The 13,840-nt window shown below is 66.3% G+C and carries 12 protein-coding genes; 6 read left to right on the plus strand and 6 right to left on the minus strand.

Annotation, left to right across the window (positions count from 1 at the left end):
• Positions 1 to 90: 90 nt before the first annotated feature.
• Positions 91 to 720, minus strand: a complete 630-nt coding sequence (gene orn, locus BLR29_RS03785; RefSeq protein WP_092135434.1) for an oligoribonuclease — start codon at positions 718 to 720, stop codon at positions 91 to 93.
• Positions 721 to 925: 205 nt separating this feature from the next.
• Between orn and BLR29_RS03790 the strand changes: the two genes are divergently transcribed.
• From BLR29_RS03790 to BLR29_RS03800, 3 genes are read left to right on the plus strand one after another with little or no spacing between them, the layout of a single operon-like run.
• Positions 926 to 2,176 carry a M48 family metallopeptidase gene (locus tag BLR29_RS03790; protein ID WP_092135435.1) on the plus strand — a complete coding sequence of 417 codons (1,251 nt, stop codon included), beginning with the start codon at positions 926 to 928 and terminating at the stop codon, positions 2,174 to 2,176.
• The gene (gene rsgA / locus BLR29_RS03795; RefSeq protein WP_092134696.1) at positions 2,173 to 3,138 is read left to right on the plus strand and encodes a ribosome small subunit-dependent GTPase A; all 966 of its coding nucleotides are present in this window, start codon (positions 2,173 to 2,175) and stop codon (positions 3,136 to 3,138) included. The genes BLR29_RS03790 and rsgA overlap by 4 nt, the downstream gene beginning before the upstream one ends.
• Before the next feature lie 43 nt (positions 3,139 to 3,181).
• On the plus strand, positions 3,182 to 3,487 hold the full coding sequence (locus tag BLR29_RS03800; protein WP_092134698.1) for a putative signal transducing protein: 306 nt from the start codon (positions 3,182 to 3,184) through the stop codon (positions 3,485 to 3,487).
• 63 nt (positions 3,488 to 3,550) lie between these two features.
• Here BLR29_RS03800 and BLR29_RS03805 read toward each other — a convergent pair whose 3' ends face one another.
• Positions 3,551 to 4,531, minus strand: coding sequence for a CobD/CbiB family protein (locus BLR29_RS03805; RefSeq protein ID WP_092134700.1), 981 nt, complete (start codon positions 4,529 to 4,531; stop codon positions 3,551 to 3,553).
• A gap of 204 nt (positions 4,532 to 4,735) precedes the next feature.
• The gene (locus BLR29_RS03810; RefSeq protein ID WP_092134702.1) at positions 4,736 to 5,434 is read right to left on the minus strand and encodes a pirin family protein; all 699 of its coding nucleotides are present in this window, start codon (positions 5,432 to 5,434) and stop codon (positions 4,736 to 4,738) included.
• A gap of 154 nt (positions 5,435 to 5,588) precedes the next feature.
• On the opposite strand from BLR29_RS03810, the gene BLR29_RS03815 reads away from it, so the two are divergent.
• Together BLR29_RS03815 and gluQRS are read left to right on the plus strand one after the other, a co-directional pair.
• On the plus strand, positions 5,589 to 6,512 hold the full coding sequence (locus BLR29_RS03815) for a LysR family transcriptional regulator (protein ID WP_092134704.1): 924 nt from the start codon (positions 5,589 to 5,591) through the stop codon (positions 6,510 to 6,512).
• A 14-nt stretch (positions 6,513 to 6,526) separates the two neighbouring features.
• Positions 6,527 to 7,465 (plus strand): tRNA glutamyl-Q(34) synthetase GluQRS, encoded by a 939-nt coding sequence (gene gluQRS, locus BLR29_RS03820; RefSeq protein ID WP_255371077.1) that lies wholly within the window; start codon positions 6,527 to 6,529, stop codon positions 7,463 to 7,465.
• 70 nt (positions 7,466 to 7,535) lie between these two features.
• Here gluQRS and BLR29_RS03825 read toward each other — a convergent pair whose 3' ends face one another.
• Complete coding sequence (locus tag BLR29_RS03825) at positions 7,536 to 9,032, minus strand: DEAD/DEAH box helicase (protein ID WP_176860866.1); 1,497 nt, start codon at positions 9,030 to 9,032, stop codon at positions 7,536 to 7,538.
• 337 nt (positions 9,033 to 9,369) lie between these two features.
• Here BLR29_RS03825 and BLR29_RS03830 point away from each other — a divergent pair, with 337 nt between their 5' ends.
• Positions 9,370 to 11,010, plus strand: coding sequence for an alkaline phosphatase D family protein (locus BLR29_RS03830; protein WP_092134705.1), 1,641 nt, complete (start codon positions 9,370 to 9,372; stop codon positions 11,008 to 11,010).
• A gap of 70 nt (positions 11,011 to 11,080) precedes the next feature.
• Here the strand turns inward: BLR29_RS03830 and BLR29_RS03835 are convergent, their stop codons facing one another.
• Together BLR29_RS03835 and BLR29_RS03840 are read right to left on the minus strand one after the other, a co-directional pair.
• A complete protein-coding gene (locus tag BLR29_RS03835) occupies positions 11,081 to 12,037 on the minus strand; it encodes a Bug family tripartite tricarboxylate transporter substrate binding protein (protein ID WP_092134707.1) in 957 nt (318 codons plus the stop codon).
• Positions 12,038 to 12,144: 107 nt separating this feature from the next.
• The gene (locus tag BLR29_RS03840; RefSeq protein WP_092134708.1) at positions 12,145 to 13,788 is read right to left on the minus strand and encodes an acyl CoA:acetate/3-ketoacid CoA transferase; all 1,644 of its coding nucleotides are present in this window, start codon (positions 13,786 to 13,788) and stop codon (positions 12,145 to 12,147) included.
• Positions 13,789 to 13,840 lie beyond the last annotated feature (52 nt).

Below are 13,840 nucleotides of genomic sequence, written 5' to 3' on the forward strand. Positions count from 1 at the left end.
GATGCGGGCGGCAGGAGGGCGGACGGCGTGGCGGCCCCGGCTTCCGGGGCTGCCCGCCGGGTTATTGTTCGATGCTTGTGCGCTTGTGCCTCACGCGGCGGGCGCGGCGGGCGCGTCCGGTGCGGCCGGAGCCGCGGCGGCAGCTTCGGCCGCCGACGACCTGATGAAATGCGTGCGGTAGTAGCGCAGTTCTTCCACGGACTCCAGGATGTCCGCCAGCGCCGTGTGCAGCTGCCGCTTGATGAAACCCTTGTGGATGGCCGGTTCCCAGCGCTTGCAGAGTTCCTTCAGCGTGGACACGTCCAGGTTGCGGTAGTGGAAGAACGACTCCAGCTTGGGCATATGGCGCGCCATGAAGCGGCGGTCCTGGCAGATCGAGTTGCCGCACATCGGCGACTTGCCGGCCGGCACCCAGCGCTTCAGGAAAGCCAGCAGTTCGGCTTCGGCCTGGGCTTCGGTCAGCGTGGAGGCCTTGACCTTGTCGATCAGGCCCGAGCGGCCGTGGGTGCCCTTGTTCCAGTTGTCCATGGCGTCCAGCACGCTATCTGGCTGGTGGATCACCAGCACCGGCCCCTCGGTCAGGATATTCAGCTCGGCGTCGGTGACCACCACCGCCACTTCGATGATGCGGTCGGTGTCCGGCTGCAGACCGGTCATTTCCATGTCCAACCAGACCAGGTTGTTTTCACTTTTTACGGAGGTGGCGGCGGGGCTTGTCATCTGGCGGTACGGCTCGATATGGGGTACGGAAGGGGAAATCGCGAACCAGCGCGAATTCAGCGCAATCGTCCGGGCAGGCACCCGGCGCGAACAACTTATAATTCTCGCATATCCGCCCCGGATGGCCGCCCGCGCACTTTGCGAGAAGCCAGCCGGGCATCGTTTGCGCGCCGTGGCCGGCGCGGTCCCCGACAAGGCCTTGCCGATGTTCACAGTGATCTTTCTTGCCGCCCTGGTCGTCATGGTGCTGACCAAGCTCTGGCTCGCCGCCCGCCAGGTCCGCCATGTGGCGCGCCACCGCGGCGCCGTGCCCGCCCGCTTTGCCGACACCATCACGCTGCCCGCCCACCAGAAAGCGGCCGACTACACGATCGCCCGCACGCGGCTGTCGATGCTCGAGGTGCTGGCCGGCGCTGCCGTGCTGATCGGCTTCACCATGCTCGGCGGCCTGCACGTGCTGAACCAGTTCTGGCTGCGCATGTTCGACGGTGGCGGCTATCTCTATGGGGTGGCGCTGATTGCCAGCGTCGCGCTGATCGGCGGACTGGTCGACCTGCCCTTTTCGCTCTACGGCCAGTTCGGCATTGAGCAACGCTTCGGCTTCAACAAGATGACCTTCGGCCTGTGGCTGGCGGACCTGATCAAGATGATGGCCGTGGCCTGCGTTCTGGGCCTGCCGCTGCTGCTGGCGGTGCTTTGGCTGATGGAGCGGGCCGGCCCCTACTGGTGGGTCTGGACCTGGCTGTTGTGGATGGCGTTCAGCCTGTTGTTGCAGGTGATCGTGCCGACGTTCATTGCTCCGCTGTTCAACAAGTTCGAGCCGCTGACCGACGAAGGCCTGCGGCAGCGCATCGAGGCGCTGCTGCGCAAGTGCGGCTTTGCCAGCAAGGGGTTGTTCGTGATGGATGGCAGCAAGCGCAGCGCCCACGGCAATGCTTATTTCACCGGCTTTGGCGCCGCCAAACGCATCGTCTTCTTCGACACCCTGCTCTCGCGGCTCGATGGCGAGGAGGTGGAGGCCGTGCTGGCGCACGAACTGGGCCATTTCAAGCGCCGCCACGTGGCCAAGATGATTGCGGTCACGTTCGCGCTGTCGCTGGTGTTCCTGGCCCTGCTGGGCTGGCTGGCCACGCGGTCCTGGTTCTATACGGGCCTGGGCGTGCTGCCGAACTTCGGCACCAGCAATCATGCGCTGGCGCTGGTGCTGTTCTTCCTGACGCTGCCGGTGTTCACATTCATCCTGGGGCCGCTGGCCAGCCAGTCGTCACGCCGGCACGAATTCGAGGCTGACGAATTCGCCGCCCACCAGACCAACGCCGGCCACCTGGTATCGGCACTGGTGAAGCTCTACAAGGACAACGCGTCCACGCTCACGCCAGACCCGCTCTATAGCGCGTTCTATTACTCGCATCCGCCGGCAGCCCAGCGGATCGATCGCCTGCTGGCGCACGCATGAGCCGCAACGCACGCCATCACAACGCCGGCAAGGGCACCGGCGGCAATACCGAATCGGCACTGATCATCGCAGCGCATGGCCGCCACTACGTGGTGGAACTGGGCGACGGCACGCGCCTGCATGCCTTCCCGCGCGGCAAGAAGAGCGATTGCGCTGTCGGCGATCACGTGCGTGTGGAATCCGCCGCGGCGGACCAGTGCGTGATCACCGCCGTCGACGCGCGCAAGAACCTGCTGCATCGCTCGGACCAGTTCAAATCCAAGCTGCTGGCGGCCAATATCGATCAGGTCATCATCGTGCTGGCCACCGAACCGAGTTTCTCCGAGGATCTGCTGGGCCGCGCCCTGGTGTCCGCCGAGGCGCTGGAGATCCGGCCTCTGGTCATCCTCAACAAGACCGACCTGACCGGCCGGCTCGATGACGCACGACGCAGGCTGAAGCTCTACCAGGACCTGGGCTACGACACGCTGGAGCTATCCGTCCACGGTCGCCCGGAGGAAGCCCTGGCAGCGCTGCAACCGCGCACGGCCGGGGTGTCGAGCATCCTGATCGGCCAGTCCGGCATGGGCAAGTCGTCGCTGCTGAATCTGTTGATCCCGGGCGTGGAAGCGCAGACGCGCGAAATCTCGGCCAAGCTCGATTCCGGCAAACACACCACCACATTCACGCGGCTGTATCACCTGCCGGCGGGCTGGGCCACCCTTGACGGCCGCCCCGGCTATCTGATCGACTCACCGGGCTTCCAGGAATTCGGCCTGCACCACCTGAGCGAAGGCATGCTGGAGCGCGCGTTCCCAGAGTTTCGCCCCCGCCTGACCGAATGCCGGTTCTACAACTGCCACCATGTGAACGAGCCCGGCTGCGGCGTGCTTTCAGCCATCGATGGCGGCGCGATCTCCGAACGCAGGCACCAGCTCTATACGCAGTTGCTGCACGAGTCCCGGCAGCAAAAACCCTGGTAGTCCGTGGTAAGGTTGGCGCACCTGCCTGAAAGTTCGCGCCATCATGAAACTGCTGCTGAGGACGCCGTCGCTGGTGCATGCCGCGCACTGCGAAAACCTGCTGCGGGCCGCGGGAATCCGGGCCGAATTACGGAATACGTGGCTCGCCGGCGCGACCGGCGATATCCCGTTCCAGGAAAGCGCTCCACAGGTGTGGATTGCCGACGATGCCGCCGAGGCCGACGCATGGGCCGTGCTCAATGCCGCCGCCAACCCCGCACCGGGGCCGCGCTGGCAATGCCGTCACTGCAAGGAATGGCACGAGTCCCAATTTTCGGCATGCTGGCGTTGCGGCGCGCAGCACGATTAAAAAAAGCGCCACGTATGTGGCGCTTTTCTATTGAAGCGATCGCCGGATCGGCTGCCTGGAAGACTAGCCCACCCAAAGCGCCAGCGAGATCATCGCCAGCAGCAGCATCCACAGGATGACGGCACGCCAGACCAGGCCGACAGCCGATTGCAGCGTGCGCACGCCGGGGTCCGCGCCGAATTCCGGAGGCACCGGTTCCGAGGAATCCGCCATGCCCGGCGCATAGTCCACGCCCGCCAGGCTGGTGCGCAGCATCACGCTGGAATCGTCCTCAGCCAGCGGCGCCCCGAGCCGGACACCCAGCGCCCCGCCGCCGCTCGCCAGCAGGATGCCATTGACCGCATCGTTCCATTTGCGGGCGTGATTGCGCCACGCATAGACCGCATCCTCGAAATTCCCGACGATGGCAAACCCGATCGCGGTCAGCCGCGACGGCACCCAGTCCAGCACGTAGAACGCCTGCGCGGCAAAGCAGCCCAGCGCCGGGCTGCGTTCGTTGGATGGGGTATTCCATTGGCGGCTCAGGAACTCGGCGGTGCGATACAGCACCACCCCGCCGGGCCCGATGGGCACCAGGAACCAGAAGAACACGCCGAAGACGTGGCGGTGCACGGCAATGATCGCGGCTTCCAGCGTGTGGCGGACAATCTCGCTGACCGGCATCTCCACGGTATCCAGCCCGGTCCACTCGTGCAGGAGCGCGCGCGCCGTGTGCGGGTCGTCACGGTTCAGCGCCTCGTGGATATCGGTGAAATAGTGGCTGAACTGGCGGAAGCCCAGGGTCAGGTACAACAGCAACACGTTCCAGGCGAGCGTCAGCGCCACGCTGATCGACGCCAGCAGATAGTGCACGACCACGGCGGCCAGCATCAGCGGCACCACCACGGTCAGCCACGCCAGCGCGGCATCTCGCGGGCGGCCCGTATCGAAGGCGTGTTCGGCCCGATCGCCCAGTACGCGCACGATGTCGTAGATGGGGTTATTCCGGCCCAGGGCACGGAATTGTTCGGCGATCAGCGCCAGGAGAATGGAAACAAAGGTCATCTCGTGACAGAAGCAGAGGCAGCGGCGAAGTGCCGCGCCGGTCGCATAGCGGTATTGTCAGACGATAGCATAGCGTCACGCCGTGTCGGCATTGCAAAAGACCTGTAAGCGGTCGTAAGCAAAAAAAAGCCCGCCGGGTTGCCGACGGGCTTTGGTCGTCCCCGGCCGCTGGCGAACGGGGACGGATAGCACTTGCCAAATGCGTCAGGGCAGGTCGAAAACCAGCACCTCGGCATCGCTGCCTTGCGACAGGCTGATGGCATCGACATCTTCCACCCGGGCGGCATCGCCGGCCTCGAGCGCCCGGCCGTTCACCGACACGCGGCCACGGGCCACGTGGACATAGGCGCGGCGGCCCGGGGCGAGGTTCAGCGTGGCGGATTCGTCGCCATCGAACAGGCCGGCGAAGATCCGGGTGTCCTGATGCACAACCACGGAACCCTCGGCGCCATCGGGACTGGCCACCAGGCGCAGCTGGCCCCGCTTGTCGGCCACCTCGAAGCGGCGTTCCTCGTAGCCCGGCTCGATCCCGAGCTGGTTCGGCATGATCCAGATTTGCAGGAAGTGCGTCGTATCGTGCGCCGCATGGTTGTATTCCGAGTGCCGCACACCCGTGCCGGCGCTCATGCGCTGCACGTCGCCGGGGCGGATCACGCTTCCGTTACCCATGCTGTCCTTGTGGGCCAGCTCGCCTTCCAGCACGTAGCTGATGATCTCCATGTCACGGTGGCCGTGCGTGCCAAAGCCCATGCCCGGCGCCACGCGATCCTCATTGATCACACGCAGCGGCCCGAACTGGATATGGTTCGGATCGTAGTAATCGGCAAAGGAGAAGCTGTGGTATGACTTCAGCCAGCCATGGTCCGCATAACCGCGCTCTCCAGACTTACGGATTTCAATCATTTTGATGGCCCTCCTTGTGGCCTCTGCACTGCCCCTCCGGCCTACCATTCGGGCTCGGGCTTGGGTCAGTGGCGTTTCGATGCTAGGCAGTTTAGGGGTGTGGGAGTATATTGGCGGGCACCGCGTTAGAAGCACTCGTTCAGAATTTCTGAATATGCCACTCTCCCTAGAATCCCTTGAAGTCCTTGATGCCATCGAGCGCAAGGGCAGCTTTGCCGCCGCCGCCCACGAGATGGGCAAGGTGCCCTCCGCCCTGACCTACGTGGTCCGCAAACTGGAAGAGGACCTGGACGTCCTGCTGTTCGACCGAAGGCGCCACCGGGCTGAGCTGACGCCGGCAGGCCGTGCGCTGCTGGACGAAGGCCGCCACCTGCTGCACGCAGCCGATGACCTGGCACGCCGCGTCAAGCGGCTGGCCACGGGCTGGGAGGCCAACCTCAACATCGTCGTGGACGATCTGGTCAATTTCCGCGCCCTCCTGCCAGTGATCCAGGACTTCTATGCCGAGAACACCGCCACGCGGCTGCGGTTTTCGAAAGAGGTGCTTGGCGGTGCGTGGGACGCACTGGTCAGCAACCGGGCGGACCTGATCATCGGCGGCGCCTACGAAGCCCCGAGCACGCAGGGCTTCCAGGTGCGGCCGCTCGGCGCCATGCCATTCGTGTTCGCCGTGGCCGCTCATCATCCGCTGGCGACGGAGGAAGGTCCGCTGACGACGATGCAGATTGCCAAGCACCGCATCGTGGCCGTCGGCGACACCTCCCGCAACCTGCCCGCGCGCACCCACGGCGTGCTCGCGGGGCAGGACGTGCTGGTGGTACCGACCATGCGCGACAAGCTCGAAGCGCAGATTCGCGGCCTGGGTTGCGGCTGGCTGCCGGCACCGATGGCACAGCCCTATATCGAAAGCGGCGTGTTGCAGGCACGCGAGACCGTCGAAATCCGCGCACCGGGCAACTTCAAGGTGGCCTGGCGGACCAGCACGCGCGGCAAGGCGCTGCAATGGTGGACGACCAAGCTGGAAGATCCTCGCCTGGCGCAGGCGCTGGTGCTCCAGCCGGTGGGGCAATCCGACTGACCTGGCGGCGTCGTATGTCGCAAATGCCCACGCCGCGCTCCCCGTCGCACCTTCCGTCGCGCTCACCGTCGCGCTATCGCGGCCGCTTCGCGCCCTCGCCTACCGGCCCGCTGCACCTAGGCTCGCTGGTCACGGCGCTGGCCACCTGGCTGGACGCCCGCGCACATGGCGGCGACTGGCTCGTGCGAATCGAGGACATCGACTATCCGCGCTGCGTGAGCGGTGCGGACGCCGACATCCTGCGGACGCTGGAGACCCTTGGCATGCATCCCGACGAGCCGCCGGTCTGGCAGAGCCGCCGCGAAGCGCTCTACGCCGAAGCACTGCATCGCCTCGATGCCAACGGCCAGCTCTACCCGTGCGGGTGCTCGCGCAAGGAGATTGCCGATTCGCTCGTGCATGTGCGGGAGCGCCATCAGACGCTCGGCTATCCGGGTACCTGCCGCAACGGCCTGCACGGCAAGCTGCCGCGCGCATGGCGCGTACGGGTGCCCGACGGCCCGGCAGCGACGATCTGCTTCGACGACCGCTGGCAGGGCCGCCAGTGCCAGGATCTGGAGACGGAGTTGGGGGATTTCGTCCTGCGCCGGGCCGATGGCCTGTGGGCCTACCAGTTGGCGGTGGTGGTCGATGACGCCGCGCAGGGCATCACGCATATCGTGCGGGGTGCCGACCTGCTGGATTCCACGCCGCGGCAAATCCATCTGCAACATCTGCTGGGGCTGCCGACACCCGCCTACCTGCATGTGCCGGTGGTGGTGAATGCCGTCGGCGAGAAACTCAGCAAGCAAAGCGGCGCACAGGCAATCGACACCTCCGCGCCGCTGGAAGCGTTGCGTGCGGCCGGTGCGCACCTGGGCATCGTCAACGGCGAATCGACCATTCCCGAGTGGCTGGCGGCAGCGACCGAACAATGGTCGATGTTGCTTCGCCAGCCACAGGCCCCTCGCTGACATCCGACAGAAAAAGAAAAGGCACCCGAGGGTGCCTTTCTTGCATCGTCGAGCCAGTCGGCTCAGACCATCACGACTTGCGCGGTGCGCCGCCCAGCAGTGCGGCGACGGGCCGCTTGGGCAACTGACGGCCACGGGCGAGTGCGGCGGCCAGTTGTTCCTCGGCCGGCTGCGTCTGCGCATGGCTGCTCGACGGCTCATACGGACGCGAGAAGAATGGATCGTCCGACGGACGGAATGCCTGGCGGTTGTTCGACTCCGTGCGACGGCGGCGGCCTTCGCCATCACCCTCGCCAGCTTCGCGCGTCCGGCGCACGTCGGTGCGTTGGCGGCGACGATCGGCATCCTCGCTTCGGGCGCGCTCGCCGGTCGGGTCAAAACCCTCCAGCGTGCTGCGCGGAATGCTGCGCTTGATCAGCTTCTCGATATCGGCCAGCAGGCGTTCGTCGCCGCCCGGCACAAAGATCGACAGCGCATCGCCGCTGGCGCCGGCCCGGCCCGTACGGCCGATGCGGTGCACGTAGTCTTCCGCGCTATAGGGCAGGTCAAAGTTGATCACGCACGGCATGTCGGGGATATCGAGGCCACGGGCCGCCACGTCGGTGGCCACCAGCGCGTCGATCGAGCCGTTCTTGAAGCCGTCGAGCGTCTGCATGCGCTCGGTCTGCGTCTTGTCGCCGTGGATCGCGGCGGCGTTGATGCCTTCGCGCTCCAGGTGCCGTGCCAGGCGCGAGCAGCCGATCTTGCTGTTCACGAACACGATGCACTGGCGGGAGGTTCCATTCGTGGCACGCTGCTTGAGCAGGTGCACCACGGCGGCCTGCTTGTGGCCATCCTCCACGGAATAGACGGTCTGGCGCACGTTCTCGTTGGTCGAATTGCTGCGCGCCACTTCGATCGTCACCGGCTCCTTCAGGTAGCTGGAGGCGAGTCGCTTGATTTCGGTCGAGAAGGTCGCGGAGAACAGCAGCGTCTGACGTTGTGCCGGCAGCAGGTTGATGATGCGCTGCAGGTCCGGCAGGAAACCCATGTCGAGCATGCGGTCCGCCTCATCCAGCACCAGCATCTGCACTTGCGACAGGTTCACCGACTTCTGCTGAACGTGGTCCAGCAGGCGACCCGGCGTGGCGACCAGGATTTCCACGCCACGGCGCAGTGCATCGGTCTGCGGGTTCATGTCCACGCCACCGAACACCACGGTGCTGCGCAGGTCCGTATGCTTGGCGTAGCGGGCGACGTTGTCGTAGACCTGATCCGCCAGTTCGCGCGTGGGCGTCAGCATCAGCGCGCGCACCGGGTGACGCGCCGGCGAAGCACTGGCATTCGCCATCGGCAGCAGGCGCTGGATGATGGGCAGTGCAAAGCCGGCGGTCTTGCCGGTGCCGGTCTGTGCGGCGCCCATCACGTCCTTGCCCAGCAGCACCACGGGAATGGCTTGCGCCTGGATCGGCGTCGGCTTGGTATAGCCCTGGTCGGACAAGGCGCGCAGGATGCGCGGATCCAGCCCGAAGCTCTCGAACGTCTGCTCTGCTGCTGGGGTCTGGTCTGGGGTGGTCGTCATCGTCATGGTTTCGGTGTCGTTGCGGGAGGCGATGCCAGCGCAAACGGACACGCGTCTCGAACTGATCGGCAAGTGCGCCGGCCGGCCGGAGTGGCAGGCGGGGCCGGGGTTTCCGGCCTGAAGCGGCGTCAGGCGATCAATTGCCTAGAAAATCAAAGACTTGGATTCTACCATCAGTGCCCGGACGCGGACATGGCAGGCGACAGTATCCCCACATGGGATTTCAACGGCGTGTCACAAATGCCGGCCACCATGTCGCGCGCCGGACAAGTGCCGGCAGGGTCCCACCGATGACCCCCAACCACAACAATCCCTGGTGCCGAACCCACTTGCGAGCCGCCCCATGACGACCGCCCCGCTTCCCCCCCAAGCCCCGTCCGACCTGGCGCGCCGCCACTTCCTGCGCACGTCGAGCCGCTTCCTGGGCCTCGGGGTCGGCATGAGCGCCCTCGGCCCCGCGCTGGCCGCCGCCAGCCAGCCGGCCGCGCGGCCCGCCGCCCCTGCTGTCATGGCGTCCGGCCGGCCCGGCCTGCCCGACGGCATCCAGCTGGGCGATCCCTCCGACGACGGCCTGGTGGTCTGGGCTCGTGCCGACCGCCAGGCACGCATGGTGGTCGAATACGCCACCGATGCGAATTTTCGCAATGCCGCACGTATTTCCGGCCCGCTGGCCGGCAGCGAGGCCGATTTCACCGCCCGCACGCTGCTGACCGGCCTGTCGCCGGGACAGTCTTACTTCGTCCGCGTCGCGTTCGAAAATCCGGCCGAGCGCCGCGGCCTGGGCCCGTGGATGGACGGCAGTTTCCGCACCCCGGCGCTGACCGCCGATCGCCCCGTGCGCTTCGTCTGGTCCGGTGACACCGTCGGCCAGGGCTGGGGCATCAACCCGGAGCTCGGCGGCATGCGCATCTACGACGCCATGCGCCGCCGCAATCCGGACTTCTTCCTGCACAGCGGCGACACGATCTATGCCGACAGCCCGATCACGGCCGAGCAAAAGGCCGAAGGCGGCCGCATCTGGAAGAACCTCGTCACCGAGGAAGTCAGCAAGGTCGCCGAGACGCTGAAGGAATTCCGCGGCCGTCACCGTTACAACATGATGGACGACAACGTGCGCCAGTTCGCGCGCCACGTGCCGCAGATCTGGCAATGGGACGACCACGAGGTGACCAACAACTGGTCGGCGTCGAAGGATCTTTCGGGCGATGCTCGCTATACGGAAAAAGATGTGCGTGTGCTGGTGGCACGCGGCCAGCGCGCGTTCCTGGAAAATGCGCCGATGCGCTGGCACCGCCAGGGCATGGACGAGCGCGTGCATCGCAAGATCGCGTACGGCCCGTTGCTCGATGTATTCGTGCTCGACATGCGCAGCTTCCGCGGCCCCAACGGCTACAACCGCGAGACGGCCGAGGGCGCCAACACGGCCTTCCTGGGCAACGCGCAGCTGGAATGGCTGATGGCGGAACTGATGGCGTCGCGCGCCACGTGGAAGGTGATTGCCGCGGACATGCCGATTGGCCTGGGCGTGCCCGATGGCAAGGACGCCGAGGGCCGCGCCAAATGGGAGGCCATCGCCAATGGCGACGGTCCGGCGCTGGGCCGGGAGCTGGAGACCGCGCGCCTGCTGACGCGCATCCGTCAGGCGGGACTGAAGAACGTGGTCTGGGTGACGGCCGACGTGCACTACTGCGCAGCGCACCACTATGCGCCGGAGCGCGCCGTGTACAAGGACTTTGATCCGTTCTGGGAATTCGTGGCCGGTCCGCTCAACGCCGGCAGCTTCGGGCCGAACCCGCTGGATAACACGTTCGGTCCGCGGATCGTGTTCCAGCGCGCGCCGACCGCCCAGAACATGTCGCCGTTCGCCGGCTTCCAGTTCTTTGGCGAGGTAAACATCGACCCGGCATCGCGGGCGCTGACCGTGGACCTGCGCGACCTGAACGGGGTGTCGCAGTTCAGCCAGACACTCCAGGCCCAGGCGTGATGCCGGCACCGGCCGCCAACACCCTCACCTGCATGCGGGCGGGGGCGTTGGCGGTCGGGATCGCCGCAGCTCAGTCGCCGCGGATGCCGTTGTCCTGGATCACCTTGCCCCACTTCGCGTAGTCATTGCGCATGCGGGTGGCCAGCTGGTCCGGCGGCATGAAGGACGCCACCGTCCCAGCGCCCAGCATCTTCTGCTGCACGGTCGGGTCGGCCAGTGCGGCGCGCAGCTCGGCGGACAGCTTCGCGACCACCTCCTTCGGTGTGCCGGCCGGCACCAGCAAGCCGCCCCACGACGCAGCATCGAATCCCGGAAAGCCTTGCTCCGCCACCGTTTTCACCTCGGGCGTGAAGCTGACGCGCCTGGCCGACCCCACCGCGATCGGACGCAGCTTGCCGGCCTTGATATGCGGCAACGCGGCAATCATGTCCGCGAACATCATGGGCACCTGCCCCGCCAGCAGGTCGGACATCGCCGGCGCGCTGCCTTTGTAGGGCACGTGCTGAACGTCGAAGTGACCCAGGCTCTTCAGCAATTCGGTCGACAGGTGCCCGAAGCTGCCATTGCCGGCGCTCGTGTAGTTGAACTGGCCGGGCTTCGCCTTCACCCTGGCGATGTACTGCTGCAGGTCCGTCACGTCCGGCAGCGATTGCGGATTCACCACCATCACGATCGGCAGTTCGTAAGCAGCGCCGATCGGCGTGAAGTCCTTGAAGATGTCGTAGCCCTTGCGCGCGATCAGGTGCGGCGCCAGCAGCGTGGGCGTGGCCAGCATCAGCAGCGTGTAGCCATCCGGCGCGGCCTTGGCCACGGCCTCGGCGCCGATCGTGCCCGACGCACCCGGGCGGTTGTCGATCACCACGGTCTGCTTCAGGGACTCGCCCATCTTCTGGCCGATGATGCGCGCGGCGGTGTCCGTGGGACCGCCGGCCGGGAACGGCACGACCAGCCGGATCGGCTTGTCGGGGTAGCCTTGCTGCGCCAGTGCGGGCGTGGCGGCAAACGGCAGCATGGCTGCCAGGGCCATCGTGGAAAACGTGAGACGACGACGTTGGTGTTGCACAGTCCTTCCTCCAATGGGCCGGTCAGCGCCGGCTTGCTTTGATTTTCTGAGTGTCTGAGCGGTCAGGGCAGTCAGAGCGTCATGACGCCGGGCCGGAACAGGCGAGCGTCCATCTCGCGCAGGTCGTCCGCCACGGCCACCGGCGTGGCGCACTGATCCAGCACGTCGCGCTGCAAGTCCATGCCGGGGGCGATTTCCACCAAAGTGAGGCGCGGCTCGCCGCCGGCATCGGGACGCATCTCGAACACGGCGCGCTCTGTCACGTAGAGCACCGGAACACCGAGCGACGCGACGTACGGACCGTTGAAACTCAGGTGCGAGACCTCGGGCACGATCTTCTTCACGCGGCCCTCGCGCACGATCTGCAGGCGATCGCCTTCCGCGCGGATTTCCAGCCCGCCGGCCGTCAGCGTGCCCATGAACACCACGGCGCGTGCGCTTTGGGTGATATTGATGAAGCCGCCCACGCCCGCGATCAACGCGCCCTCGCCCTCGCCAAACTTGCTGACGTTGACGTTGCCGTGACCATCCAGCTCCGCCAGGCCAAGAATCGCCAGGTCGATGCCGCCACCCTCGTAGAAATCGAACTGCGCCGGCTGGTCCACCACCGCCTCGGGATAGGCCGATGCGCCGAAGCTCAATCCGTCGGCGGGCGTGCCGCCAATCGGGCCCGCTTCCACGGTCAGCGTGAAGCCATCGAGTCCGGCCTGATGCGCCAGCGCACCCACGGCGGCGGGCATGCCCACGCCGAGATTCACCACGCGCGGCTGGCGACGCGCCAACTCCATGACGGCGCGGCGCTGGACGATAGTCCGCGCATCGAGGGCCGTAGCCGCGGCGGGAAGCGCTTCGGCCTCGCGCGCGTGCTCGGCTGCCGACGCCGCCTCGCCACGCCACGGCGTCACGTAGGCCTCGTTGTAGGCCTCGGCAAACGTCATCTGGTGGTGCGCGGGCTGCTCGCTGACGACCACGTAGTCGACCAGGATTCCCGGCACGTGGATGGCCTGCAGGTTCTGGTGATAGTCGACGAGCGATTCGACTTGCGCGATCACGATGCCGCCCGAGTTGTGCGCGGCTTGCGCCATCGCCAGCAACTCATGGTGAAAGGCCTCGCGATGCGTGCTCAGGTTGCCGCGCGTGTCGGCCGCCGTGCAGCGGATCAGTGCGCAGTCGATGCGGAAGCTCGGATAGAACAGATACTCGTCGCCACGGAAATTGACGGCTTCCACCCAGTTGGCGTGGCCCGCCGTGATGGCATCCCGCGCACGCTGGTTGACGGCACCGCCGTGGTAGCGCGGATCTTGTGCCGTACGCGGATCGACAAAAGTATGCAGGCCGATCTTGGTCATCACGCCCGGCTTGCCGCCGGCAATCGCGCGATAGAGGTGGGTCAGCACGCCCTGCGGCAGGTTGAAGCCCTCGCATTCCTCGTTCATGGCCAGCGTGGCCAGGCGCGTGGCAGAGCGCCAGTGACCGCCGACGATGGCCTTCGTCATGCCGGCATTGCCGAAGTGGTTCACGCCGCGCGCGCCGCGATCACCCTGCCCCGCCGAGTAGACCAGCGTCAGGTCGCGCGGCAGCCCATGCTGCAGGAAACGCTGCTCCAGCGCCTCGGTCACGCCCTCGGCATGGCCGGCACCGACAAACCCCGCGCTGGCCACGGTCCAGCCGCTTTGAACGAGTTCCGCCGCCTGCCGGGTGGTGATCACCTTCATTGCTGTCTCCAGTTTTCCTCTTTGTCGTGGTTTCTACCGACCCACGTTTTCC

The organism is Cupriavidus sp. YR651, assembly GCF_900101625.1.
GTDB lineage: Bacteria > Pseudomonadota > Gammaproteobacteria > Burkholderiales > Burkholderiaceae > Cupriavidus.